Below are 24,221 nucleotides of genomic sequence, written 5' to 3'. Positions count from 1 at the left end.
CCATCGCCATCCCCGCCCTCGCCGTCCGTTCGCAGAAAGGCCACACAGTGCGCCGCCGCCGGGCCCTCCGCGGCCAGCGGGGTGTACCCGCCCGACGGGCCGAACCACTGGGGGTTGCGCCGCCGCAGCCGCAGGGCCGCCGCGGTCAGCAGCAGCTTCTCGGCCGACGGTCCGTCCGGCTCTCGCCCCGCGTCCAGATGGGCCNNTGTAAAGGTCCGGCACGCCCGGCATGGTCAGCTGCAGCAGCGCAGCGCCCAGCGCGTTGGCGCGCGCCGGGGCGTCCAGCGCGCCGCCCAGCGCCGCCCACGCCGGATGGTCGGGGTCGCATGGGCCCGCCTTGAGAAAGGCGGCGACCTCGTCCTCGTACGCCGGGTCCTGCTCGGTCCAGGTCGTCCGCAGCCCCGCCTCCCGCACTCCCTTGAGCACCGCGGGAACCAGACGCCCGCCGTCCGGCGACCCGAGCCCCACCGCCGTCTGCCAGGCCGTCCACGCCAGATGGGGGTCGGGCGCCGCCGCGGTGCCCGGCGACGCCGTCTCCCGCACTTCCACTGCCACTGCCTCCAGCAGCCGCCCCCAGCGGTCCGGGCACTCGGTCAGCGCGGCGAGCCGCGCCCGCACATCCGCGCTGCGCTTGGTGTCGTGCGTGGACAGCACCGTGCCGGTGGAGGGCCAGTCGGTCTGCAGCCGGGCGGCGAAGGCGTGGAACCGGTCGGGGGAGACCGCCGGTTGCCCCGGGTCGCCGCCGACCTCTGCCGCCGAGAGCAGCGGGGCGTAGCGGTAGAAGGCGGTGTCCTCGACCGACTTGGCGCGCAGCGCGGCGGCGGTCTGGGCGAAGCGCGCGCAGAAGTCGCGGTGGTGCGGCCCGTCGCCCAGTCTGCCGAGCGCCGCGTCCCGCACCGTGAACACCACCCGCGCCTCCTCCCGCACCGCGAACGCCGCCCGCGCGTCCCTCGCCGCCAGGATCAGCATCTCGGCGTCCGTCCGCGTCGGCGGGGTGTCGGGGGAGACGTACGGGCGGTAGACCGGCAGCCGCACCAGCAGCTCGCGGATCGCCGTGCGCAGCGCCCAGGGCGCGTGGTCGCGCGGCCGCGGTTCGGCGGCGCAGATCCGCACGGCGGTGCGCACCAGCCGCTCCACCTCGGCGGCCAGCTCATGCGTCACCACATGCCGCGCGGCGCGCCGCACGGTCGCCGGCCAGTCACCGCCCAGGTCTTCGGGGGGCGCGGCGAAGCCGCGGTATTGCGCGGTCAGCTCCTCCAGTCCGGCCGGGTCGACGAACAGGCCGTCGATGTGGTGCAGGGCGTCATAGCCGGTCGTGCCTGCGACCGGCCAGTGTGCGGGCAGCCGCTCGCCCCGGCCGAGGATCTTCTCCACGACGGTCCACCGGCCGCCGCCCGCCGCGGCCCGCACCTCGCGGTCCAGCCGCCGCAGATACCCCTCCGGATCGGCGAGGCCGTCCGGGTGGTCCACCCGCAGCCCGTCGATCACCCCGTCGCGCACCAGCTCCAGCAGCTTCCCATGGGTCGCCGCGAAGACCTCGGGGTCCTCCACCCGCACCGCGATCAGCTCGGAGATGGTGAAGAAGCGCCGGTAGTTCAGCTCCGTACGGGCCAGCCGCCACCAGCCGAGCCGGTACCACTGCCGGTCCAGCAGCTCGGGCAGCGGCAGCCCCTCGGTGCCGGCCCGCAGCGGGAACTCGTGGTCGTGGTAGCGCAGCGCCCCGTCCGCCACCCGCAGCGCGGCCAGCTCCTCGCCGAGCGGGCCGCCGAGGACCGGCAGCAGCACCTTGCCGCAGTGGCGGCCCCAGTCGATGTCGAACCACCGCGCATACGGCGAGGCAGGCCCGTCCTTCAGCACCTCCCACAGCGGTCGATTGAGCCGCTCCGGTGCGGGCACCGCCATGTGGTTGGGGACGATGTCGACGATCAGCCCGAGCCCATGGGCGCGCGCCGTATGGGCCAGGGCGCGCAGCCCCTCCTCGCCGCCCAGCTCCGCCCGCACGGCCGAGTGGTCGACCACGTCATAGCCGTGGGTGGAGCCGGGCCGGGCCTCCAGCACCGGCGAGAGGTGCAGATGGGAGACGCCGAGCGCGGCCAGATACGGCACGGCCGCGCCCGCCGCCTCGAAGGGGAAGGCGGGCTGCAGCTGCAGCCGGTAGGTGGCGGTCGGCGCGGCGGACCCGGGCACGGTGCGGTCGGACGTCATAGAACGTACGTACCCACAACGCACCCGGCATCAGTTCGGGGCAGCCGCCAAACACTCGTACGAGGGTTTCTTCACCGAAACGGGAACCCGTCCCGTCCCCCTCCACATGCACATCCGGCCCGCGGCGCTACGCGGGCCGCTGCAGCACCAGCAGGCTCCGGTCCACGAGCGTCAGCCGGTCGCCCGCCGCCACCTTCGCCCCGCTGCCCGGCTCCACGCCCTCCGGCAGTGAGGTGTCCACGATCACCTGCCACTGCTTGCCGTGGTCGACGGGCACCGTGAAGTCCAGTGGCTCGTGGTGCGCGTTGAACATCAGCAGAAAGGAGTCGTCGGTGATCCGCTCCCCGCGCGGCCCCGGCTCGGAGATCGCGCTGCCGTTGAGGAAGACCGTCAGCGACTTGGCGTGCACCGCCTGCCAGTCGCGCTGCCGCATCTCCTCGCCCTCGGCCGTGAACCACGCGATGTCCGACAGCTCGTCGTGGGTGCCCTCCACCGGCCGACCGTGGAAGAAGCGGCGCCGCCGGAAGACCGGGTGGTCGCGGCGGAGCCAGATCAGCGAGCGGGTGAAACGCAGCAGCTCCAGGGCCGATGCGTCTGCCTCGGAGGTCCCGGCTGCCTCGGCCGAGGCGATTTTACGTTCCGGCCATTGCACCCAGGACACCTCGTTGTCCTGGCAGTACGCGTTGTTGTTGCCGTGCTGGGTGCGCGCGAACTCATCGCCGTGGCTGAGCATCGGCACGCCCTGGGAGAGCATCAGCGTGGCGATGAAGTTGCGCATCTGGCGTTCGCGCAGCGCCCGCACCGCCGGGTCGTCGGTCTCGCCCTCGACCCCGCAGTTCCACGAGCGGTTGTAGCTCTCGCCGTCCTGGTTGCCCTCGCCGTTGGCCTCGTTGTGCTTGTCGTCGTACGAGACCAGGTCGCGCAGCGTGAACCCGTCATGGCAGGTGACGAAGTTGACGGAGGCCAGCGGCCGCCGCCCGTCGCTCTGGTAGAGGTCGGAGGAGCCGGTCAGCCGGGAGGCGAACTCGGCGAGCGTACGCGGTTCGCCCCGCCACAGATCGCGCACCGTATCGCGGAACTTGCCGTTCCATTCGGTCCACAGGGGCGGGAAGTTCCCCACCTGGTAGCCGCCCTCGCCGACGTCCCAGGGCTCGGCGATCAGCTTCACCTGGCTGACCACCGGGTCCTGCTGCACCAGGTCGAAGAACGAGGACAGCCGGTCCACCTCGTGGAACTGCCGGGCCAGGGTGGCCGCCAGATCGAAGCGGAAGCCGTCGACCCGCATCTCGGTCACCCAGTAGCGCAGCGAGTCCATGATGAGCTGGAGGACGTGCGGGCTGCGCATCAGCAGGGAGTTCCCGGTGCCGGTGGTGTCCGTGTAGTACCGGCGGTCGCCGGCCAGCCGGTAGTACGAGGCGTTGTCCAGTCCCCGGAAGGACAGCGTCGGCCCCAGGTGGTTGCCCTCGGCGGTGTGGTTGTAGACGACGTCGAGGATCACCTCGATACCGGCCTGGTGGAGGGCGCGTACGGCCGACTTGAACTCCAGGACCTGCTGTCCCCGGTCGCCCCAGGAGGCGTATGCGTTGTGCGGGGCGAAGAACCCGATGGTGTTGTAGCCCCAGTAGTTCGACAGACCCGCATCGGCCAGCCGGTGGTCGTGCACGAACTGGTGCACCGGCATCAGTTCGAGCGTGGTGACGCCCAGCTCCGTCAGATGTTCGATGATCGCGGGGTGCGCGAGCGCCGCGTACGTCCCGCGCAGCTCCTCCGGGAGCCGTGGATGGCGCATGGTGAGGCCCTTGACATGGGCCTCGTAGATGACGGTGCGGTGGTAGTCGGTGCGCGGCGGCCGGTCGTCGCCCCAGTCGAAGTAGGGGTTGACCACGACCGAGGCCATGGTGTGCGGGGCCGAGTCGAGATCGTTGCGCTTCTCGGGCCGGTTGAAGTGGTAGCCGTAGACCTCCTCGCCCCAGTTGATCTGTCCGCTGAGCGCCTTGGCGTACGGGTCGAGCAGCAGCTTTGCGGAGTTGCACCGGAGGCCGCGCTCCGGCTGGTACGGGCCGTGCGCCCGGAACCCGTAGCGCTGCCCGGGCATGACCCCCGGCAGATAGGCGTGGCGTACGAAGGCGTCGGTCTCGCGCAGCTCCACCGCGGTCTCCGAGCCGTCGTCGTGCAGTAGGCACAGCTCGATCCGCACGGCGGCCTCCGAGAAGACCGCGAAGTTGGTTCCGGCGCCGTCGTAGGTGGCGCCCAGGGGGTAAGCCTGTCCCGGCCAGACCTGCATGCGTCGACTCTTCCACTTCTGCCCCGGGGCCCGCGAGCACCCCTGGCGCCGGACGAGGAGGAATCCTTGCCCAACTCACGCCCTGGCGTAGCACTTTCGCCACAAGTTCCTGGAAACGGAGGCAACCTGCGGCGAGATCGGTTCGTCCTACGGGGTGACTCCGCATACTGGATCTCCCGGTATGCGGTCCCATGCGACCTGAGGGGTGTTTGGGGGAGAATGTGCGCACAGTAATGCACCGCCACCTGGGCAAGGTGGTGGCCGGTGCGGCCATCGCGGTCACCGCCACTGCGGTGATGGTGGGGGTGACGCTTCCGAGCGACGCGTCCGGCCAGGAGAAGGGCGCGGCAGCGGGGCGCGACGGCGGCCCGCAGAGCTCGACGGCCGAGCAGGGCGGGTCGGCGCGGCAGCAGCCCGCCGTCGTGGAGTCCGCCCCTACTCAGGGGAAGACGGGCACCGGCCGGGATCCGCTCACGGACGACGAGATGAAGCGCGCCGAACAGCTCGCGCTCGGCCGGAACCTCCGCGACAGCGGTGAGAACGTCACCGGCGGCAAGGGCCCGCAGCGGCTGGCCACCGACCTCGCGGAGCTGTCTCCCGAGGAGGCGGCACAGGCCGACCCGCCGCGCCGCGCCGAGGTCTCGTACTACGACTACAAGGACGACGCTTACGTCATCAAGACCGTCGACCTCGCCTCCGGCAAGGTCGCAGACACCGAAACCCAGCACGGCGTCCAGCCGCCGCCGACCCGCGACGAGGCGCGGGAGGCCGCGCGGCTGCTGATCGCCGACAAGCTCGGCGACGGCCTCAAGCGGGACTACAAGGACGCCACCAGCAGAGCGCTGACCGGTCCCGACCAGCTGACCGTCACCGGTTTCGTCTACCGGGTCGACGAGGAGAACGCCGGGCCGGCCGCCCTCGCGGACTGCGGGAAGCACCGCTGCGTACGGCTGTTCACCAGGGTCGTCAACGGGCAGTGGATCGACACCCGGCAGCTGGTGATCGACCTGAGCGACCGCACCGTCCACCGGCTGGGCTGACGGCCTCGGCGCGCTCCTTTTCGCACACCTTTACGCTCATCACAGGAGTACCTCTATGCCTGAAAGAAGGCTTCGCCGTGCCCGCGCCCGGGTCGCGGCGGCCCTCGGCGCCTCGGCGCTCATCGGGGTCACGGGCGTCGCCGCCGGTCCGGCCGGCTCCGCCCAGGCCGCCCCGAAGGCGCCCGCGAAGGCCCCGGCCGCCGCGGCCGACTGCTCGGCCGCGTACCGGATCGAACAGAAGCTGGACGGCGGCACCACCTGGCGCATGTGCTGGCACTACGAGAGCAAGGCCGGGCTCGTGCTCGACGACGTCTCGTATCAGCCCAAGGGCGAGGCCGCCCCCATCAAGGTGCTGACCAGCGCGAAACTCGGCCAGATTCATGTGCCGTACGACGACGGCTCCAATGAGTACGACGACCTCACCGGGCAGCCCTTCGCCCAGGAGCTGCAACAGCTCGACCCGGCCGAATGCCCCGGCGGCACCATCAAGACCGTCCGCGTCCCCGGCGCATGGGACCCGGATCACCCGGATGTGAAGGGTCTGTGCGCCACCACCCGCGCCCGCGGCCATGCCTACCGTATGGGCGGCGGCGGTCCGGACGGCAACAAGGTCTACCAGCGGCAGGGCAAGGACCTGCTCCTCTACACCGTCAACATGGTCGGCTGGTACGAGTACATCACCGAGTGGCGGTTCTCCGGCGACGGCACCATGACCATGCAGGTCGGCGCCACCGGCACGCTCTCCCCGATGGACTACGACGCGGGCGACGGCCGCGGCTGGCCGATCGGCAAGGGCGCCAAGGACTACGCCACCAGCCATGCCCACAACGTCTTCTGGCGGCTGAACTTCGGCCTCGACGGCTCCTCGAAGAGCAAGGTCGAGCAGTACGACTCCAAGACCACCACGGCCACCGGCCAGAAGCCCAAGACCAAGACCACCCGCACCCAGGTCACCAAGGAACTGGCCGGGGACGCCGCGGCCCAGCGCTGGTGGCGGGTCGTGTCCACCGCGGGCAAGAACAAGGACGGCCATCCGCGCAGCTACGAGATCGTGCCCGGCCACACCAGCAAGTTCCCCGGCCGCAGCTACACCAAGCACGATGTTTACTTCACCGAGTACAACAAATGCGAGCAGTTCGCCAGCCACAACCCGCGCAGCTGCAGCGTGGGCAAGAGCGTCGACAAATGGGTGAACGGCCAGACCCTCAAGCACCCCATCGTGTGGGTCAACATCGGGTTCCACCACATCGCCCGCGATGAGGACCAGGAGCCCATGCCGGTGCACTGGCAGGGCTTCCAGCTCTCTCCCCGGGACGTCACCGCTATGAATCCGCTCACGCCTTCTGCACTGTCTGATCACAACGGCCATACAGAAGAAGAAGGTTGACCGTAAGGTCGATCGATCGAGCTGCACCGCCCCCGTCCGCCGCAGTAGTCTGCGGTGATCGTTGGATGGGGGCGGGAGGCGGTGCACAGGTGAGCTCGGGCGGGTTGGAGCTGCCTTCTGGGGACGCGGTTCCCGGGGGTGACAGCGCCACCGACACACCCCCCGGTGCGGTCTCCCTGGTACAGCCGGTGGAGATCGGAGCGGAACTGGACTGGGGCGCCGACGCCTGGGCCGAGGTGCGCACCCGCGCGCGCCGGGCCGGGCGGGCCTACATCTGGCTGAACCTCGTCGAGCAGCGGCTGCGCGCGGTCGTGGCCGCCGTGCTCCGCCCCATCTACGAGCCGGTCCACGACGACGACTGGGTCGTCGCCGCGGCCGGTCCCGCCGGGCAGGAGTGGGTGCAGCGCGCCGTCGCCGTACGGGAGGTGAGCCGCCGCAAGGGCTATCTGCTGGACCCGGCGGACGACAACGTCCTCAGCTTCCTCACCCTGCCGCAGCTGCGCGAACTCCTCGTCCAGCACTGGCCCTGCTTCGAGCCGTACCTCGACGACCGGCGCGAGGTGGAACTGGCTCTGGACGAGCTGGAGGTCGCCCGCAACGTCGTCTCCCGCAACCGGGCCCTGTCCGTGACCGTCCTGGCCCAGGCCGAGCGCGCCTCCGCCCGGCTCCTGGACATCCTCGGCAGTGGCACCGGCACCCCCTCCGCCGACCGGCTGCCCATCGACGCCGTCGAGGACCTGGTGGGGGACCGGTACGCGGACGTCGTGGGGGTCCACCCCGACCGCGTACGGCTGCAGCGGCAGCTGCCCGTCGAGGACCTGTTCGGCAACGCCCGCCGCCTCGACGCCGTCGGCATCGGGCTCAACCTCCTGGTCCAGAACTACTCCGGCCGCCGGCTGATCCGGCTCGCCGAGGCCGGCTGCCGGGCCCGGCTGCTGTTCCTCAACCCGGCCAGCAGCGCGGTGCGGCGGCGCGAGCGCGAGCTGGGGCTCAAGAAGGGCGAGATGAGCCGGTCGGTGGAGATGAACATCCTCCATATGCGGCGGGTGCGCGCCCGGCTGCGCGACCCCGACGCGTTCGAGATCCATGTCTTCGACGAGACCCCGCGCTTCACCGCCTACCTGGTCAACGGCGACGGCTCCGACGGCCTGGCCGTCGTCCAGTCGTATCTGCGCAAGGCCCGGGGCATCGAGGCCCCGGTGCTGGTGCTGCGCGGCGGCGGGCGCGGGCACGATGTGGTGCGGGACGGACAGGATCTGAGCCGCGACGGCGACAATGGGCTGTTCGGTACGTACCGGGAGGAGTTCGAGAGCGTGTGGGCGGACTCCCGGCCGGTGTCCTGACCTGCACTGTCAGCGGCTGTCAGCGGCTGACAGCGGCTGTCAGTGGTGGCGGATAGCCTCCCGGCATGCCGGATGCCTACACCATGCTGTGGACCAACGACTTGTGCGCGTACCTGAAGAAGGAGGGGTACGAAGGCGAGCGCCTGGTGATCCTCTTCGGCGGGCCGTTCCAGTCGATGCCCAGCTTCCTGCGCGCCGGGGTCAAGGAGGGCGACCACATCTACCCCGTGCGCGCCTTCCGCAAGCGGCTGTGGGCGCTGGGCCGCATGGAGGTCGGCCGGATCCTTCCGTACGACACGGTCGGCGAGCTGACCACCGACGAGGACTACGCCCGGGTGCTGCGCTGGCGGGTGCTGAAGGCCGGAGGCGGGGTGAGCGAGGTGCTGCTCGGCCCGCCCGGATCGCCCCTGCGGTTCGACCGGGCGGTGCCGCCCGACCTCCTGGCCTCCTTGACCTACCGCTCCCGGCGGGGCGAGCGCTGCATCAAGCACGTCGAGGACGGCGAGCTGAAGCGCTCCCACAGCGTCCAGGGCATCTATCGGCTGGCCCCCGAGTCGGCGGCGGCCATGGCCGCGCTGGTGGCCGGCTGAAGGGGGCCGCCGGTACGGGGCCGGCCGGTGCGGGCCGTCCAGCGGCCTTCGGTGCGGGTGATACGGACCGGGTGGCCGAAACAGGCGCTGATCCGCTCCGTGGTGACCACCTCGTCGGCCGCCCCGGCGGCCAGGGCCCGCCCCTCGCGCAGCAGCAGGGCGTGCGTGGTGCCGGCCGGAAGCTCCTCCAGATGGTGCGTCACCAGGACGGTCGCGAGCTCTGGATGGTCGCGCGCCAGCGCGTCCAGGCTGTCCAGCAACTGCTCGCGCGCCGCCAGGTCCAGGCCGGTGGCCGGCTCGTCGAGCAGCAGCAGACGCGGGCGGGGCATCAGCGCCCGGGCGATCAGGACCCGGCCGCGCTCGCCCTGGGACAGGGTCGGCCACAGGGCGTCCCGCCGGGCGTCCACCCCGAGCGTGTCGAGCAGCCGCTCGGCCTGCTCCACCCGGCCGGGCTCGGTCCGCCGGCGCGGAACGGCCTCGACGGTGTTGGTCAGCCCGGTCAGCACCACGTCCAGCACCCGCAGCGGGGAGCGCAGCGGATGGCGGGGGTTGACATGGCCGACGAGGGTGCGCAGCTCCCGCAGGTCCACCCGGCCCAGCGTGTGCCCCAGGACCTGCACCGTGCCCCGGGTGGGGTGGGTCAGCGCGCCGAGCAGGCCGAGCAGGGTGCTCTTGCCCGCGCCGTTGGCGCCGAGCAGCGCCCAGTGCTCGCCCTCGCACACGGTCAGTGAGATCGACCGCAGCAGATAACGGCCGTCGCGTACGACGTCGACGTCCTCGGCCCGCAGCACGGGAGAGCCGGTCATCGCACCTCCTCCCCGGCAGGGCTGATGGGATCGACGAGAGCCATGACGGCCTCCAGGTGCCGGGTGGTGGCCGCGATCGCAGCCGTGGCGTCGCCGCGCGCCAGGGCGTCCAGCAGATCCGCGTGGGCGCAGGAGAGATCGGGCAGCCCGGTCTCGTACGTCACCATCTCGACCAGCGCCTCGCGCAGCACCGGCAGTACCGAGGTGAACAGGCCGAGCAGCACGGCGTTGCCCGACAGCTCGACGACCGTCCGGTGGAACTCCAGATCGGCGTCCACAAAGGCGGCGGGCCCGGCTCCGGCGGCCTCTTGCCGTCGCTTCAGGTCCGCGGTGAGCCGGGCGATGTCCTCGGGGCGGGTCCGCCGCGCGGCCAGCCGGGCGGCCTCCACCTCGAGGGCCCGGCGCACCTCGTAGACCTCCAGCAGCCGGGCGCGGCGCAGCAGGTGCCGCAGGTCCAGCTCCCCGGCCGTCCCGGCCGCGTCGGTCGCCCCTGCCTGTTCACGCTCGGTCCGGGTGACGAAGGTGCCCGAGCCGTGGCGCACATCCAGCAGACCGTCCCGGGCCAGCAGCCGTACGGCCTCCCGCACCGAGGAGCGGCCGACGCCCAGCTCGGCCGCGAGCATCACCTCGTTGGGCAGCCGCTCGCCGGGCTCCCAGCGCCCCTCGCGCAGCATGTCCCGCAGCGCGCCTTCGACCTGCGGTACGACAGGCCCGTGCCGCAGCCGGGTCGGCTCCGCCATGCCCCCACCTCTCCCGATCATGTCTGACGGCGGGGACTCTAACACGAGTCCTCAGACGTCTGAGGACTTGCCTCCCCAGTGGGTTCATCGCCCCGCCGGGCCCGGGGCGTTGTCAGTGGTGCGTGGGAGGGTGGTGCACACCAGGGGGAAGTGAAGGAGGGCCGGTATGGGCTGGCACCGGGAGCTGTTGATCGGATTCGACCTCGAGACCACGGGCACGGACCCGGGGGAGGCGCGGATCGTGACGGCGGCCGTGGTCGAGGTGAGGGGCGGGGAGCCGGTCGGGCGGCGCGAGTGGCTGGCCGATCCGGGGGTGACCATTCCGGACGATGCCGTGGCCGTGCACGGCATCACCACCGAGTGGGCGGCGGCCGAGGGGCGCCCCTCGCGCGAGGTGGCCGACGAGATAGCGGACGTTCTGGTGGCCCACTGGCAGGCGGGCGCGCCGGTGGTGGCGTACAACGCGGCGTTCGATCTGAGTCTGCTCGCCGCCGAGTTGCGGCGCCATGGGCTGCCCTCGCTGGGCGAGCGGCTGGGCGGCGCCGAGACCGGCCCGGTCGTGGATCCGTACACGATAGACCGGGCCGTCGACCGGTATCGCAAGGGCAAGCGCACACTGGAGGCGGTGTGCGGGGAGTACGGGGTGGTCCATGAGCGCGCCCATGACGCGGGGGCGGACGCGCTGGCGGCGGTGCACGTCGCCTACGCGGTCGCGGAGCGGCACGGCCAGGTGGCGGGTCTTGACCTGTGGGAGCTGCACCGCAAGCAGGTCGTCTGGTATGCCCAATGGGCGGCCGACTTCCAGGACTGGCTGCGCCGCAAGGGCACGCCGGACGCGGTGGTCGACGGCCGCTGGCCGCTCCACGAGGTCGAGGTCGAGGTCGGGGTCGAGGACAAGGCCGAGGTGGGGGCGGAGGCGGTGGCGGGCTGACCGCCCCGCGGTGCGGCAAGCCCTGGCGGTGCGGCAAGCCCTGGCAGGGCGGCGGCTCTTCGGCACGCCGCCCCTCAGGGCGGCCGGTCAGAACGCGTACCAGCGGACCGTGGGATCGCCGTCCCGCAAGGAGGCCACCCGGCGGCCGAATTCGGCGAGTGCGGCTGGATTTCCCGGTGCGTGCTGGGCGACCCAGGCGCAGCTCGCGATCTCGCGCGCGCCCCGCAGCACCGCGCAGCCGTCCCACTCCCGCACATCCCAGCCGTACGCCGCCACGAACTCGTCGTACGCGGCCGGGCCGAGCCCGTAGCGGTCCCGGGTGAGGGCCATGACGACGAGGTCGTGCTCGCGCAGGTCGTAGGAGAAGGTCTCCAGGTCGACCAGCACCGGTCCGTCGGGGCCGATATGCACATTGCGCGGCAGCGCGTCGCCGTGCACCGGCCCGGGCGGCAGCCGCGGGGTCAGCTCAGCGGCGGCCGCCGCGGCCTCGTCACGGCGGGCCCGCAGATACGCCGCGTCCGCCGGGCCGATCGCGTCCCCGGCCAGCCGCAGCCAGCGCTCGACGCCGCCCAGCAGATCGCGGCCCGGCAGCTCGAAGGGCGGGTCGGGCAGGGCGTGCACCAGCTGCAGCAGCGCGCCGAGGTCGCGCGGGCCGGCGGGGCGTACGGGCTCGGGGAGCTGCTGCCAGTAGGTGACGAGGTGGCCGCCGAAGGGGAGGGGCTGCTCCGGGCCGTAGCGTCGGTCCGGGCGCACCGCCGGCAGGCCCTCGCGCGCCAGCCAGTCGGCGACCTGGAGCTCCCGCGCGGCCCGGTCCCACACCTCCAGATCGCGGCTGATCCGCACCACGAGGGACAGGCTGTCGACGGCGAAGACGGCGTTTTCGCCGAGCGCCAGCAGCCGCGCCTCGGCGGTGCCCGCCCGGTACGGCGGCAGCGCGGCGGCGAGCACCGTGCGCGCCCGCTCCTCGGTCAGCGCCGCGTTCCCCATACCGTGCCTCCTCTGTGTACCGCGCCGCTGTCTCCCCGCCTGCGCCGGGCTCGCTCTTTGTGCCGGACTCAGCCTTGGGGCCTGCCCATCATGCCGTCCGACCGGGAGCCGACGGCGGCAGGCCCCCGTGCGGGCCGCGGCGCGGACACCCCCCAGCGGTGGCCGCCCAGGTCCGCCCGCCCAAGTCCCGTACCGACCAAGGAGATCCAAACGCTTGACTGCGCCGCGCACCCTCCGCACGATGACGTGGGCCTCCGCACCGGGCGCCCTGATTCAGCCACACTGAGATGCGCCCTAAGGAGCCTTTCGCCGTGACATCGATGGCCGCAATGGCGCGGCCGGGCAACAGACCGCCGGACGGGAGGCCCGGTCGCGGCGCGTGGTTCCTGGTCCTGCCCGCACTCATACCGATCCTCGTGCTCAGCGTCGGTCCCCTGCTGTACGGGATCGCGCTGGCCTTCACCGACTCCCAGTCGGGCCGCACCCGCCCCACCCAGTGGATCGGCCTGCTCAACTTCCAGGACCTGGCGCAGGACCGGCTCTTCTGGGAGTCCTTCCGCATCGGGCTGCAGTGGGCGGTCGGGGTGACGGTCCCGCAGTTCCTCCTGGCGCTCGGACTGGCGCTGCTGCTCAACCAGAACCTCCGCTTCCGCTGGCTGGCGCGCGCCCTCGCGATCGTCCCCTGGGCGATGCCGGAAATCGTCGTCGGCATCATGTGGCGGCTCGTCTACCAGCCCGACGCGGGCCTGTTGGGCGATGCGCTGGGCACCGACAACGACTGGCTTGGCGATCCCACGACCGCCCTGCCCGCCGTCATCGTGGTCGGCGTCTGGGCGGGCATGCCGCAGGTGACCGTCGCGCTGCTGGCCGGGCTCGCCAATGTGCCCCGTGAGCTGCACGAGGCCGCGGCGGTGGACGGCGCCGGCGCCTGGCGCCGGTTCCGCACCGTCACCTGGCCCGCCATCCGGCCGATAGCCCTCGCGATCAGCGCGCTCAGCTTCATCTGGAACCTCAACTCCTTCGCGCTGGTCTACGTCCTGACCAACGGCGGCCCTGGCGGCCGCACCCGGCTGCCGATGCTCTTCGCGTACGAAGAGGCGTTCCGCTACGGCCAGTTCGGCTATGCGGCGGCGATGGGCTGCGTCCTGGTCGCGGTGGTGTCCGTACTGCTCGCCGTGTATCTGGTCGGGCGGCTGAGGGGAGACGACCGGTGAAGCGCACGGGCACCATGGGCACCCGCCGGACGGCCCGTGCCGGGCAGTACCTCGCGCTGCTGTGCTACCTGGCCTTTCTCGTCCTGCCCTTCCTGTGGCTGATGTCCACCGCCTTCAAGCCGCCCCGCGAGCTGGCGACCCTGGACCCGCGCTGGATCCCCGACCACCCCACCCTGGACAACTTCCGCCAGGCGTTCGACGAGCAGCCGCTCCTCCAGGCCGCGGCGAACAGCCTGATTGCCGCCGTCTGCGCCGCCGTCATCGCCGTCGCCCTCGCGACCCCGATGGCGTACGTCATGGCCCGCCACCGGTCCCCGCTGTCCCGCGCGGCCACCGGCTGGGTCGTGGTCAGCCAGGCGTTCCCGCTGGTGCTGGTGATCATCCCGCTGTTTCTGATCCTCAAGAACCTCCGCCTGATCGACTCCCTCGCGGGCCTGGTGGCGGTGTACGTGGTGTGGGCGCTGCCGTTCGCGCTGTGGATGCTCACCGGGTACGTCCGCGCCGTGCCGCGCGAACTGGAGGAGGCCGCGGCCGTGGACGGCGCGGGCAAGGCGCGCATCCTGGTCTCGGTGACCGCCCCGCTGCTCGCCCCGGGGATCGTGGCCACCGCCCTCTTCGCCTTCATCACCTCCTGGAACGAGTTCTTCTTCGCCCTGGTCCTGCTCAAGTCGCCGGAGAAGCAGACCATGCCGGTCATCCTCACCCACTTCATCGGCGCGGAGGGCGTGGCCGACCTCGGTCCGCTCGCCGCCGCCGCGCTGCTCGCCACGATCCCCTCCCTCGTCCTGTTCGCCGTCCTCCAGCGGCGGATCACGGGCGGCGTGCTGGCCGGGGCGGTGAAGCACTGATGCGCCGCAGGCACTTCCTCGCCGGGGCGCTGGCCGCACCCGCCACCGCCGCGCTGCCGCCCGCCGCCGCGCTGCTGTCCGCCTGTTCGGCGGACCGGCGCCGCCGCTCGGCCGATGGCACGATCACCCTGCGCTTCCAGTCGCTGGCCTGGCAGCAGGAGTCCATCGCGGTGAACAAACAGCTGGTCGCGGAGTGGAACGCGGCCAACCCGAAGATCCGGGTGAGTTACGTCCAGGGCAGCTGGACCGGCGTCCACGACCAGCTGCTGACCGCCTTCGAGGGCGGTGAGCCGCCCGACATCATCCACGATGCCACCGACGACCTCGCGGACTTCGCGTACGGCGGCTCGCTGGCCGACCTCACCGGTCTGCTGCCCCGGCGCCTCGAGGAGGACATCCCGCAGGAGAGCTGGGGGACCGCGACGTTCGGCGACGGCATCTACGGCGTGCCGTTCCTCCAGGAGCCGCGCATGATCATGGCGAACCGCGCCCTGCTGGAAGCGGCGCGGGTGCGTATCCCGACCGCGCGGGACCCATGGAGCTGGGAGGAGTTCGAGGAGGTCGCGGGGCGGCTGACCCGCAAGGGCACATACGGGGTGGCCTGGCCGCTCAAGGAGCCCGTCTCCGCGACCCTCAACCTGTCGCTGTCCACCGGCGGCCGGCTCTTCCACCGGGGCGCCGACGGCAAGGTCACCATCCGCTTCGACGCCGCCGAGCAGGCGGTCCCCGCCGTCATCCACCGCCAGCTGGGTGCCGATCGCACCGGCTCCCGCACCACCCTCGGCATGGGCGGCTCCGACACCCTGCCCGGCTTCTTCGGCGGCAAGTACGCGATGGTGCCGCTCGGCTTCTCGTACCGCCAGCAGCTCGTGCAGCAGGCACCCAAGGGCTTCGCGTGGACCGTCCTCCCGGCGCCCGCGGGGCCGGGGGGAGACCAGCGGCAGGGCGTCAGCCCGCAGACGCTGTCGATTGCCGAGGACTGCCCGTACAAGGAGGAGGCGGCCCGCTTCATCGACTTCTTCCTCCGGCCGCGCAACATGGTGCGGCTCGCGCGCGGCGACTGGCTGCTGCCGACGGGCACCCGCGCCCTGGCCGACCCCGCGCTGCACACCCGCGAGCACGGCTGGGCGACCGGCACCGCCCTGGCGCCCGCGCTGCGCCCGGCGCCCGCCCAGACGGTGCGCGGCTATCCGGAGTGGAAGGACAAGATCGCCACGCCGGGGCTGCAGGAGTACTACGGCGGCGAGATCGGGATGGAGGAGCTGAGAGACCGACTGGTGGACGACGGAAACCTGGTGCTCGCCCGCTACCAGAGATAGGCGCGGTGGTCGGCACGGCCGCCCCGGTTGCACGAGACGTCTCGTCTCGTTTAATGTCGCGGCCGTGGCCGAACCCTTCGACGCCCTCCTGTGCCCGCTGTGCGGCGACGGCCTCCGGCCCCGCGCCGGGGCGCTCGGCTGCGCCCGAGGCCACGCCTTCGACATCGCCCGTCAGGGCTACGCCAGCCTGCTCGTCGGCGGCGGGGCCACCGCGAGCGCCGACACCGCCGCCATGGTCCAGGCCCGGGCCGCGTTCCTCGGGGCCGGGCACTACGCGGGTCTCGCGGACGCCCTCGCACAGCTCGCCGCGCCGCTGTGCCCGCCCGGCGGCACCGTGCTGGACGCCGGGGCGGGCACCGGCTACTACCTGTCCGCCGTGCTCGACACCGCCCCCGGCGCGGTCGGCCTGGCGCTGGACACCTCCAAGTACGCGCTGCGGCGCGCCGGGCGGGCCCATCCGCGCGCGGGCGCCGCCCGCTGGGACCTCCGGCGGCCGCTGCCCGTACGGACCGGCTCGGTCGATGTGCTGCTCAATGTGTTCGCGCCGCGCAACGGCGGCGAGTTCCGCCGCGTACTGCGGCCCGGCGGGGCGCTGCTGGTGGTCACCCCCACGGAGCGCCATCTGGGAGAACTCAGGCCGTCCATGGGCCTGTTGTCGGTCGACCCGGCCAAGGAGGCCCGGCTGCGCCGTGCGCTGGACGGCCACTTCCGGCTGGAGCGCACCGCGTCCTACGACCGTACGGTCGCGCTGACCGCCGAGGACGCGGAGCACGCGGCCGCCATGGGGCCCTCGGCCCACCACCTCGACGGGGCCGAGGTGCGCCGCCGGGCGGCCCGTCTGCCCGTCCCGGTGCGGGTGACCACGTCCTTCCGGCTGGCGGTCTACCGGCCCGGCTGACAGACGCACGGGTGACAGGCCGGTGCCATGGACCCGCTCCCTCCGGGAGACCGTTACCGCGGGCGAAAGGTTGTGTCCGGCCGACCTTGTGTCCTTTCTTAACGGATCCTTACGGTCGGGTGAACTCTTGACCAATGCCGGGAAGTTGGACATGCGCCCAGACATACCGCCACTCGCCGAAGTGCGTCAGATCACCGAGAAGAAGCGCGACGCGTGGTGGACCGTCCTGCTCGTGGACCCGGTCGCCACACCGCTGGTCCGCTGGACCGCGATACACACCCGCGCCACCCCCAACCAGCTCACCTGGGGCGCGTTCCTCGTGGGTCTCGGGTCCGCCGCCTGCTTCGCACAGGGGGACTGGCGCTGGCTGCTGCTCGGCGCCCTGCTCTACCACGTCAGCTTCATCTTCGACTGCATGGACGGCAAGCTCGCCCGGCTGACCGGCACCGGCTCGGTCTTCGGCGCCTGGCTGGACTTCGTCTTCGACCGGATCCGGGTCCTGGTCTGCGCGGTCGCGCTGATGGGCGGCCAGTACGAGCGCACCGGGGATGTGCTCTACATCTGGCTCGCACTCGCCGTGACGTCCCTGGACGCGCTGCGCTATATCAACGCGCTCGAGACGTTCAAGATCCGGCACGGGATGCGCGAGCAGATCAAGGACCGGATGAGCGCCGCCCGCGAGGCGCACAACGAGGCCGAACTGGCCTTCATGGAGGACCTGCTCCGGGAGAACCCCGAGGCCGATGTGGAGCACGACCGCGCCGTCGCGGCCAAGGCGGCGCGCGGCACGACGACCGAGGCGGCGCGCGGTACGACGACCGAGGCGGGGGCGGAAGCGACGGCCGAGGCCGTAACGGTGACCGCACCCGAGACCTCCGACGAGCCCACGGTCGTCGATCTGCAGCGGGAGTTCCGCCGTCGCTTCCCCTGGTGGACACGGTGCCGCTCGTTCCTGACGCGGCACCGCGTCCGTGCCCATCTCATCAGCGGTATCGAGTTCCAGATGGGCGTGTTCATCATCGGGCCCGTCCTGGACTCGGTGCTGGCGGGGACCGTCGTCTCGGGTGTCCTGCTGCTCGTCTTCGAGCTGGCCATCATCTACAAGCTGCTGCTGTCCACCCGGGACTTCACCCGCACCCTCAACTCCTTCGAGCCCACCGCCTGAGCACCGGTTATCCGGGCGTGCCGCTCAGCTCCTCGAACAGCACCAGCCACTGCCGCGGTGTCGCATACGCCACCACGGCGTCCCGGCCGAGCCCCGCCCGCCGGAACGCGCGATCCAGCCGCCGGGCGGGGTGCGCGCGGCGCAGCGAGGCGTACAAGGTCCCGCCGACGCCGGAGAAGCCGAGCTCGACCATCCGCTCGTACGCGGCCCGCTCGGCCGCGCCCGTCAGCAGCGGCCGGGGGCGCCGCGTCAGCCGCAGGATCCCGCTGTCGACCCGGGGCACCGGCCGGAAGGCGCCGCGCGGCACCCGCCCGCACAGCTGCCAGTCGAAGTCCGGCCAGCTCCGTACGGTCAGCAGACTCCAGCGGCCGTAGTCCCCGGTTCGCTTACGGGCGTACTCCAGCTGGGTCAGGAAGGTGGCCGAGGTCAGCCGGGGCGCCCGCAGACACCAGTCGACGATCTCGGAGGTGCGGGCGTAGGGCACATTGCCGACCACCGCGAAGGGCTCGAGCGGGGGCCGGGCGGTCAGGAAGTCCTGGTGCACCACGCGCACATGGGAGTGCGCGGCCAGGCGCAGCCGCAGCCCGGGGATGAGATGGCGGTCGATCTCGTAGCCGATGAGCTCACGGCAGCGCGGCGCGAGCGCTTCGGTGAGCGCCCCCTTGCCCATGCCGACCTCGACCAACAGCCCGTCGTGGCGTGGCCGCGCGGCCCGCACCACGCGGGCGACGGCGGCGGGGTCGACGAGGAAGTTCTGCGAGAGCGTACGGCGCGCCAGATCGCGTTCGGAATAGCGCGGGTTTCGGGATGGATTGCGGGATGGATTTCGCTTGCGGGCCACAGCCGGCGGTCCTTTCGGAGCCGGGCGGGCGGCAGCAGCGCGGAACGGGCCCTGCCGCCCGTCCCGGAGTGAGTGATTCCTGGACTGGCGGGGGCCCTGGCCGAGGGCATACGGAAGCGAGCCGTGAGGGGTCGGGTCAGAAAGCCTTCAAAGCCTCAGCGGCGAGCGGTTTGTCGAGGGGTGTCGAGCGCTCAGGAACGAGCGGTCAACGGCTCGGGAAGGCGCTGGGCGCGTCCGGGCCGGCCAGGGCACCGGGGCCGCGCCGCGGGCGGCGGGTGAGCAGGACAGAGGCGTTCACACACGCTGCCCGGGCGGAGCCCCGGGTGTCGCGGATGAACGCTCCGATCAGAGATCCCATCGGTGAGTGCCTTCCGCGCGTGTGCGTATCGCGTGTGCGAGTTGCGTATGTCGTGCCTGCTGTCCGTGCCGCCAAAACACGAACCGGCCGCGCGGCACGAAGGCCACGCGACCGGCTCACCGTAAGGACCCGTCCTAGCGGGTCGCAACCGATTTACGCTCCGGCTCCGGCTCCGCCCCGGCGACCGGGGCCGCCGCCGCGGCCGGCTCGTCGTGCGTGAGGTCCGGCAGCCACTGCAGCCAGCGCGGCAGGTACCAGTTGCGCTCGCCGAGCAGCGACATCACGGCCGGCAGCAGCACCCCGCGGATCACGGTGGCGTCGATGAGCACCGCGGCCGCGAGGCCCACGCCCATCTGCTTCATGCTCTGCATCGACAGCGTTCCGAAGATCGCGAAGACCGCGACCATGATGACGGCGGCGCTGGTGACCACGCCCGCCGTGGTGACCACGCCGTGCACCACCGCGTCCTTGGTCGTCCGCCCGGCCATCCGGGCCTCGCGGATCCGGGACACCACGAAGACGTGGTAGTCCATGCTCAGCCCGAACAGGATCACGAAGAGGAACAGCGGCAGCCAGGACAGGATCGCCCCGACCCCCTCCGCGCCGACCAGGCTCGCGCCCCAGCCGTGCTGGAAGATGGCGGTCAGTACGCCGTACGCGGCGCCCACCGACAGCAGGTTGAGCACGATCGAGGTGATGGCGATCGTCAGCGACCTGAAGGACATCAGCATCAGCAGGAAGGCGAAGACGATGACGAAGGCGAAGACCGGCGTCACGGCCGAGCCGAGCTTGTCGTTGAAGTCCTTGGACTGGGCCGTGGAGCCGCCGATCGGGGCGTCGACGATGCCGTCCACCTTGTCGAGCGTGTCCGGGCGCACCGTGTCGCGCAGGATGTTCAGGCTCTTCTCGCTCTTGGTCTCGTCGGAGCCGCCGACCAGCGGCACCTCGATGACGGCGAGGTTCTGGCGGTCGTGGACGGTCACCTTCACCGGGCCCTTGGAGGCGCCCTTGGCGACGGCCTCGTCGCGGAAGTCCTCGATCGCGGCGCGCACCGGCGCGGCGTTGATGTCATCGGCCTTGACGGCCACCTGGGCCGGTGAGGGCCCGCCGGGGAACGCCTCGTCCATGTGCTCGTACGCGGCCACGATCGGCAGGGAGTTGCCGAACTCCTGGTCCAGGGTGAGGTTCGCGGTGTTCATGCCCACGGCCGGGACGGCCACGGCGACCAGCACACCGGTCGCCAGCGCCACCGACAGCTTGGGCTTGCGCAGCACCCGCCCCAGCACCGCACGCCAGAAGCGGCTCTCGCCGTTGCTCCGGTTCTTGGCCCGGCCCAGGAACGGCACCCGGCCCTTTTCGACCCGCTCGCCCAGCAGCGACAGCAGCGCCGGGAGCACCGTCACCGAGCCGATCATCGCCACGGCCACCACCAGCAGGGTGGCCAGGCCCATCGCCTTGAACTCGGCGATGCCGGTGAAGAGCATGCCCGCCATCGCCACGATGACGGTGAAGCCCGAGACGAGGATGGCCCGGCCGGAGGTGGCGGCGGCTATCAGCAGCGCGGTCTGCGCGTCCCGGCCCGCCGCCCGCTCCTCGCGTTCGCGCCGCAGATAGAACAGGCAGTAGTCCACGCCCACCGCGAGACCCACCAGCAGCATCACGGAGTTGGCGGTGTCGCTCATGTGCACGGCGTGGCTGACCACCGCCACCAGACCGGTGGTGGCCAGGAACGCGGTCATCGCGAGCAGGACCGGCAGCAGGGCGGCGACCAGCGCGCCGAAGGCGATCAGCAGGATGCCGAGGGCCACGGGCAGCGCCGAGTACTCGGCCTGCTGGAAGTCGTCACCGAACGCGTCGTCGAACGCCTTCTGGCCGCTCGCGTCACCGAACTGCTCGATCCGCAGGTCCTTGTGGTCGCCCTGCGCCTTCTTCACCGCGTCCAGTACGGGCTGGACGTGGTCGGTGGCCTTGTCGGGGTCGCCGCGCATATCGAACTGGACGAGCGCGGAGCGCCGGTCCGCGGAGATCGTCTTCGTCTCGTACGGCGAGGTGACGCCGGTGACCTGACCCGTGTCCTGGACGGCCTTGATCACCCCGTCGACAGCGGAGCGGAACGCCGGGTCGTTCGCCGTGACGCCCTTGCCCTTCGCCTGGATGAGCACGGTTTCACCGGCCGGGTCTTCAATGCCGACCTCATCCAGAAGCTTCAGAACACGCCCGGACTCACCCGGCATGCCCTCGCCGTCCGATACGTCCACCCGACCCGCCATCGACCCGACGGCGAGGGCGAGGATGACGAGCAGCACCCACCCGCCGACCGCGGTCCATCGGTGCCGGGCACTCCAACTGCCCATGCGGGCCGCGATTCCATGCGGCCTGTCCAAGCGGCCTGTGTCCGCCACGACGCCCCCTCTTCCCCAGATCTCCCAATGCGATGGCGGACTCGCTGCCGCCGACCTCGGCATGACGCTATGGGGCGCGGGGGTGCCATCCCATCCTGCTGTCCGGTGAACCGTCCGGCGGCCTTCTCCACCGAAAGGAGGGGGGTTAGCCCTACCCCCGAGAATGAGGCCCCTTACACGTAAAAAGCCCGCGACCGCCCGACTGGTACCGCCAACGCCTCATGAGATCAGTGAAGTTGCCTGCGTCACACGTGGCCGAGGATCTTGAATTGAGCGCGTCAATCAGCCAGGGTTTCCAGTCAGGCCGGAGCGGGTCCCCACCGATGCTCCGGCGCTGTCGCAAGACGAACTTTCCCCCCACAACCACACGAGGAGGATCCCTCGTCATGGCAGTTCACAAGCGATTCAACGCGCGTCGACTCACCTTGGCCACCGCCGTCGCCGCCGCCGTGGCAGCCGGCGCCTTCGTGGCCGTCCCGGCCGGCGCGTCCACCACCCCGGCCGAGGGCACGGTTTACGGCACCCGGTCCGCGGACACCGTCAAGGGCAGCTACATCGTCCTGCTCAAGGGCGGCAAGACCATCAAGGCGCAGAGCACGGGCAAGGACCTCGCCCAGCGCTACGGCGGCACCCTGCGCCGCAGCTACGACTCCGCGGTCAACGGCTTCTCCGCCAGCGGCCTGACCGAGACCGAGGCCAAGCGGCTGGCCGCCGACCCGGCCGTCGCCAAGGTCGTCCAGAACCACCGCTTCACGATCGACGCCACCCAGGACAACCCGCCGTCCTGGGGCCTGGACCGCATCGACCAGGCCGACACCGAGGGCGACAAGAAGTACACCTACCCCGACAGCGCGGGCGAAGGCGTCACCGCGTACGTCATCGACACCGGCGTACGCATCAGCCACAAGGACTTCGGCGGCCGCGCCACCTCCGGCTTCGACGCCATCGACAACGACGACGACGCGGACGACGGCCACGGCCACGGCACCCACGTGGCGGGCACCATCGCCGGTGCCGACCACGGCGTCGCCAAGAAGGCCAAGATCGTCGCCGTCCGCGTCCTGGACGACCAGGGCTCGGGCACCACCGAACAGGTCGTCGCGGGAATCGACTGGGTCACCGAGAACCACCAGGGCCCGTCCGTCGCCAATATGAGCCTCGGCGGCGGTGTCGACGACGCGCTTGACGCGGCCGTGCAGAAGGCCATCGACTCCGGTGTCACCTTCGGTGTCGCGGCCGGCAACGAGTCCACCGACGCCGGCCAGGGTTCGCCCGCGCGCGTCAAGGACGCGATCACCGTCGCCTCCAGCACGGACACCGACGAACAGTCCGACTTCTCCAACTACGGCGACATCGTGGACATCTACGCCCCCGGCTCGGACATCACCTCCGACTGGAACACCGGCGACGACGCCACCAACACCATCTCCGGCACATCGATGGCCACCCCGCATGTCGTGGGCGCCGCGGCGGTCTACCTCGCAGGCCACCCCGACGCCACCCCGGCCGACGTCGCCAAGGCGCTGACCACGGGCGCGACCCCGGACAAGATCTCCAACCCGGGCGCGGGCACGCCGAACAAGCTCCTGAAGATAGTCGAGTAGGACCCGTACGACCCCGTGGCCGCCGCGCTCATCCCCCATGGAGCGCGGCGGCCTCATCACTCGACGGGAAATGGCCCACGGAGCGCGGGTACAAGTGGCCCACGGCTCCGGGCCGCCCCACGGCTAGAGTCCCAGTGTGAACACACCTTCGAATGCGGCGGACGCCACCACCGCTATCCCCACCACCGCTATCCCCACCACTCGCATCAAGGTCGATCTCTACTTCGACCCCATCTGCCCCTTCGCCTGGATCACTTCGCGCTGGATCCTGGAGGTCGAGCGCCTGCGCGACCTCGACCTGCGCTTCCGGGTCATGAGCTTGTCCGTCCTCAACGAGGGCCGCGAAGACCTCCCCGAGCGCTACCGCGACCTGCTGGCCAAGGGCTGGGGCCCCGTCCGCGTCTGCATCGCCGCCGCGCAGCACCACGGCGAAGAGGTCCTGCGCGACCTCTACACCGCGCTCGGCACCCGCATCCACAACCAGGGCAACAAGGACGCCGACGCCGTGATCCGCGAAGCCCTCGCCGAAGTCGGCCTCCCCGCCGACCTCGCCTCGGCCGCGACCAGCACCGCCTACGACGAAGCCCTCCGCAAGAGCCACCACGACGGCATGGACCCCGTCGGCGAAGACGTCGGCACCCCGACCCTCCACATCGACGGCGTCGCCTTCTTCGGCCCGGTCCTCTCCTCCATCCCGCGCGGCGAGGACGCCCTCCGCATCTTCGACGGCGCCCGGCTGCTCGCGGGCTACCCGGACTTCTTCGAGCTCAAGCGGACGCGGACGGGGGACTTGGACTTCAGCTGACCAATAAATCTGTGGACGCCGCTCGCGCGCTCGGGAAATCCTTGGCGGCATGCGACAGGACGAGATCTGGGACGTCGAGACCGCGCAGAGCTATGACACCCCCGGCGCCGGTATGTTCGCCCCGGAGGTTCTGGACCCGACCGTCGACCGCCTCGCCGAACTCGCCGACGGCGGCCGGGCCCTCGAGTTCGCCATCGGCACCGGCCGTGTGGCCGTCCCGCTCGCGCAGCGAGGCGTGCCGGTCACCGGCATCGAGATGTCGCAGCCGATGATCGACCAACTGCGTACGAAGGCGGACGACACGACGATCCCGGTCGTCGTCGGCGACATGGCGACCGCCGACGCTCCCGGCACGTTCCAGCTCGTCTATCTCGTCTACAACACCATCTCCAATCTGCTCACCCAGGCCGAGCAGGTCGCGTGCTTCCGCAACGCCGCCCGCCACCTCGCACCG

The 24,221-nt window shown here is 71.6% G+C and carries 20 protein-coding genes and 1 pseudogene; 13 read left to right on the top strand and 8 right to left on the bottom strand.

Features of this window, described 5'->3' with window-relative positions; genetic code table 11:
• Both treY and glgX read right to left on the bottom strand, forming a co-directional pair.
• Positions 1–2,205 (bottom strand): annotated as a pseudogene (gene treY, locus CCN51_RS05900) (malto-oligosyltrehalose synthase); the annotation flags it as partial.
• Positions 2,206–2,332: 127 nt separating this feature from the next.
• A complete protein-coding gene (glgX, locus tag CCN51_RS05895; RefSeq protein WP_014175647.1) occupies positions 2,333–4,489 on the bottom strand; it encodes a glycogen debranching protein GlgX in 2,157 nt (718 codons plus the stop codon).
• A gap of 233 nt (positions 4,490–4,722) precedes the next feature.
• On the opposite strand from glgX, the gene CCN51_RS05890 reads away from it, so the two are divergent.
• The 4 genes from CCN51_RS05890 to CCN51_RS05875 all read left to right on the top strand — a co-directional run bounded on the left by CCN51_RS05890 (position 4,723) and on the right by CCN51_RS05875 (position 8,849).
• Entirely contained in the window at positions 4,723–5,529 is an 807-nt protein-coding gene (locus CCN51_RS05890; RefSeq protein WP_014175646.1) for a hypothetical protein, read from the top strand.
• A 55-nt stretch (positions 5,530–5,584) separates the two neighbouring features.
• On the top strand, positions 5,585–6,916 hold the full coding sequence (locus tag CCN51_RS05885; protein WP_014175645.1) for a copper amine oxidase: 1,332 nt from the start codon (positions 5,585–5,587) through the stop codon (positions 6,914–6,916).
• A 65-nt stretch (positions 6,917–6,981) separates the two neighbouring features.
• Positions 6,982–8,259, top strand: coding sequence for an SAV2148 family HEPN domain-containing protein (locus tag CCN51_RS05880; RefSeq protein WP_063647533.1), 1,278 nt, complete (start codon positions 6,982–6,984; stop codon positions 8,257–8,259).
• Between the two features lie 65 nt (positions 8,260–8,324).
• The gene (locus tag CCN51_RS05875; RefSeq protein WP_014175643.1) at positions 8,325–8,849 is read left to right on the top strand and encodes a hypothetical protein; all 525 of its coding nucleotides are present in this window, start codon (positions 8,325–8,327) and stop codon (positions 8,847–8,849) included.
• Here CCN51_RS05875 and CCN51_RS05870 read toward each other — a convergent pair.
• Both CCN51_RS05870 and CCN51_RS05865 read right to left on the bottom strand, forming a co-directional pair.
• Entirely contained in the window at positions 8,795–9,655 is an 861-nt protein-coding gene (locus CCN51_RS05870; RefSeq protein WP_014175642.1) for an ABC transporter ATP-binding protein, read from the bottom strand. The genes CCN51_RS05875 and CCN51_RS05870 overlap by 55 nt on opposite strands.
• Positions 9,652–10,395 carry a FadR/GntR family transcriptional regulator gene (locus CCN51_RS05865; RefSeq protein WP_014175641.1) on the bottom strand — a complete coding sequence of 248 codons (744 nt, stop codon included), beginning with the start codon at positions 10,393–10,395 and terminating at the stop codon, positions 9,652–9,654. Before CCN51_RS05865 ends, CCN51_RS05870 begins: the two co-directional genes overlap by 4 nt.
• 166 nt (positions 10,396–10,561) lie before the next feature.
• Between CCN51_RS05865 and CCN51_RS05860 the strand changes: the two genes are divergently transcribed.
• Positions 10,562–11,326 (top strand): 3'-5' exonuclease, encoded by a 765-nt coding sequence (locus tag CCN51_RS05860; RefSeq protein WP_014175640.1) that lies wholly within the window; start codon positions 10,562–10,564, stop codon positions 11,324–11,326.
• An 87-nt stretch (positions 11,327–11,413) separates the two neighbouring features.
• On the opposite strand, the gene CCN51_RS05855 is transcribed toward CCN51_RS05860, so the two are convergent.
• The gene (locus tag CCN51_RS05855) at positions 11,414–12,298 is read right to left on the bottom strand and encodes a phosphotransferase enzyme family protein (RefSeq protein WP_043489836.1); all 885 of its coding nucleotides are present in this window, start codon (positions 12,296–12,298) and stop codon (positions 11,414–11,416) included.
• Between the two features lie 335 nt (positions 12,299–12,633).
• Between CCN51_RS05855 and CCN51_RS05850 the strand changes: the two genes are divergently transcribed.
• The 5 genes from CCN51_RS05850 to CCN51_RS05830 all read left to right on the top strand — a co-directional run bounded on the left by CCN51_RS05850 (position 12,634) and on the right by CCN51_RS05830 (position 17,757).
• Complete coding sequence (locus CCN51_RS05850; protein WP_014175638.1) at positions 12,634–13,527, top strand: carbohydrate ABC transporter permease; 894 nt, start codon at positions 12,634–12,636, stop codon at positions 13,525–13,527.
• 14 nt (positions 13,528–13,541) lie between these two features.
• Positions 13,542–14,375, top strand: a complete 834-nt coding sequence (locus CCN51_RS05845) for a carbohydrate ABC transporter permease (protein ID WP_043489834.1) — start codon at positions 13,542–13,544, stop codon at positions 14,373–14,375.
• Positions 14,375–15,694, top strand: a complete 1,320-nt coding sequence (locus CCN51_RS05840; RefSeq protein WP_014175636.1) for an ABC transporter substrate-binding protein — start codon at positions 14,375–14,377, stop codon at positions 15,692–15,694. The genes CCN51_RS05845 and CCN51_RS05840 overlap by 1 nt, the downstream gene beginning before the upstream one ends.
• A 64-nt stretch (positions 15,695–15,758) precedes the next feature.
• On the top strand, positions 15,759–16,592 hold the full coding sequence (locus tag CCN51_RS05835; protein WP_014175635.1) for a putative RNA methyltransferase: 834 nt from the start codon (positions 15,759–15,761) through the stop codon (positions 16,590–16,592).
• A gap of 151 nt (positions 16,593–16,743) precedes the next feature.
• The gene (locus CCN51_RS05830; RefSeq protein ID WP_014175634.1) at positions 16,744–17,757 is read left to right on the top strand and encodes a CDP-alcohol phosphatidyltransferase family protein; all 1,014 of its coding nucleotides are present in this window, start codon (positions 16,744–16,746) and stop codon (positions 17,755–17,757) included.
• Positions 17,758–17,764: 7 nt separating this feature from the next.
• Here CCN51_RS05830 and erm read toward each other — a convergent pair whose 3' ends face one another.
• The 3 genes from erm to CCN51_RS05820 form a co-directional block, all read right to left on the bottom strand.
• Positions 17,765–18,535 carry an ErmE/ErmH/ErmO/ErmR family 23S rRNA (adenine(2058)-N(6))-methyltransferase gene (gene erm, locus CCN51_RS05825; protein ID WP_043489832.1) on the bottom strand — a complete coding sequence of 257 codons (771 nt, stop codon included), beginning with the start codon at positions 18,533–18,535 and terminating at the stop codon, positions 17,765–17,767.
• Positions 18,536–18,803: 268 nt separating this feature from the next.
• Positions 18,804–18,956, bottom strand: a complete 153-nt coding sequence (locus CCN51_RS55715; RefSeq protein ID WP_014175632.1) for a hypothetical protein — start codon at positions 18,954–18,956, stop codon at positions 18,804–18,806.
• 134 nt (positions 18,957–19,090) lie between these two features.
• A complete protein-coding gene (locus CCN51_RS05820) occupies positions 19,091–21,310 on the bottom strand; it encodes an MMPL family transporter (protein WP_014175631.1) in 2,220 nt (739 codons plus the stop codon).
• 434 nt (positions 21,311–21,744) lie between these two features.
• Here CCN51_RS05820 and CCN51_RS05815 point away from each other — a divergent pair, with 434 nt between their 5' ends.
• From CCN51_RS05815 to CCN51_RS05805, 3 genes are all read left to right on the top strand, one after another.
• Complete coding sequence (locus CCN51_RS05815) at positions 21,745–22,962, top strand: S8 family peptidase (protein ID WP_014175630.1); 1,218 nt, start codon at positions 21,745–21,747, stop codon at positions 22,960–22,962.
• 175 nt (positions 22,963–23,137) lie between these two features.
• The gene (locus CCN51_RS05810; protein WP_319637745.1) at positions 23,138–23,767 is read left to right on the top strand and encodes a mycothiol-dependent nitroreductase Rv2466c family protein; all 630 of its coding nucleotides are present in this window, start codon (positions 23,138–23,140) and stop codon (positions 23,765–23,767) included.
• 49 nt (positions 23,768–23,816) lie between these two features.
• Positions 23,817–24,221 (top strand): class I SAM-dependent methyltransferase (locus CCN51_RS05805; protein WP_143675731.1); only part of this gene is annotated, 405 nt, incomplete at its 3' end.

Origin of the sequence: Streptomyces milbemycinicus (assembly GCF_002154605.1) — a bacterium.
Taxonomy (GTDB): Bacteria; Actinomycetota; Actinomycetes; order Streptomycetales; family Streptomycetaceae; genus Streptomyces; species Streptomyces milbemycinicus.
The sequence above is the reverse complement of the archived record's forward strand: the minus strand, read 5'-3'. Positions and strand labels throughout refer to the sequence as shown.

Excerpts from the sequence above, each read along its gene's own strand:
- CCN51_RS55715 (WP_014175632.1), bottom strand. The coding sequence starts at position 18,956 with ATGGGATCTCTGATCGGAGCGTTCATCCGCGACACCCGGGGCTCCGCC.
- CCN51_RS05890 (WP_014175646.1), top strand. The coding sequence starts at position 4,723 with ATGCACCGCCACCTGGGCAAGGTGGTGGCCGGTGCGGCCATCGCGGTC.
- CCN51_RS05840 (WP_014175636.1), top strand. The coding sequence starts at position 14,375 with ATGCGCCGCAGGCACTTCCTCGCCGGGGCGCTGGCCGCACCCGCCACC.
- glgX (WP_014175647.1), bottom strand. The coding sequence starts at position 4,489 with ATGCAGGTCTGGCCGGGACAGGCTTACCCCCTGGGCGCCACCTACGAC.
- CCN51_RS05880 (WP_063647533.1), top strand. The coding sequence starts at position 6,982 with ATGGGGGCGGGAGGCGGTGCACAGGTGAGCTCGGGCGGGTTGGAGCTG.
- CCN51_RS05830 (WP_014175634.1), top strand. The coding sequence starts at position 16,744 with ATGCGCCCAGACATACCGCCACTCGCCGAAGTGCGTCAGATCACCGAG.
- CCN51_RS05820 (WP_014175631.1), bottom strand. The coding sequence starts at position 21,310 with ATGGGCAGTTGGAGTGCCCGGCACCGATGGACCGCGGTCGGCGGGTGG.
- CCN51_RS05875 (WP_014175643.1), top strand. The coding sequence starts at position 8,325 with ATGCCGGATGCCTACACCATGCTGTGGACCAACGACTTGTGCGCGTAC.
- CCN51_RS05845 (WP_043489834.1), top strand. The coding sequence starts at position 13,542 with ATGGGCACCCGCCGGACGGCCCGTGCCGGGCAGTACCTCGCGCTGCTG.
- CCN51_RS05860 (WP_014175640.1), top strand. The coding sequence starts at position 10,562 with ATGGGCTGGCACCGGGAGCTGTTGATCGGATTCGACCTCGAGACCACG.
- CCN51_RS05815 (WP_014175630.1), top strand. The coding sequence starts at position 21,745 with ATGGCAGTTCACAAGCGATTCAACGCGCGTCGACTCACCTTGGCCACC.
- CCN51_RS05865 (WP_014175641.1), bottom strand. The coding sequence starts at position 10,395 with ATGGCGGAGCCGACCCGGCTGCGGCACGGGCCTGTCGTACCGCAGGTC.
- CCN51_RS05885 (WP_014175645.1), top strand. The coding sequence starts at position 5,585 with ATGCCTGAAAGAAGGCTTCGCCGTGCCCGCGCCCGGGTCGCGGCGGCC.
- CCN51_RS05870 (WP_014175642.1), bottom strand. The coding sequence starts at position 9,655 with ATGACCGGCTCTCCCGTGCTGCGGGCCGAGGACGTCGACGTCGTACGC.
- CCN51_RS05850 (WP_014175638.1), top strand. The coding sequence starts at position 12,634 with ATGGCCGCAATGGCGCGGCCGGGCAACAGACCGCCGGACGGGAGGCCC.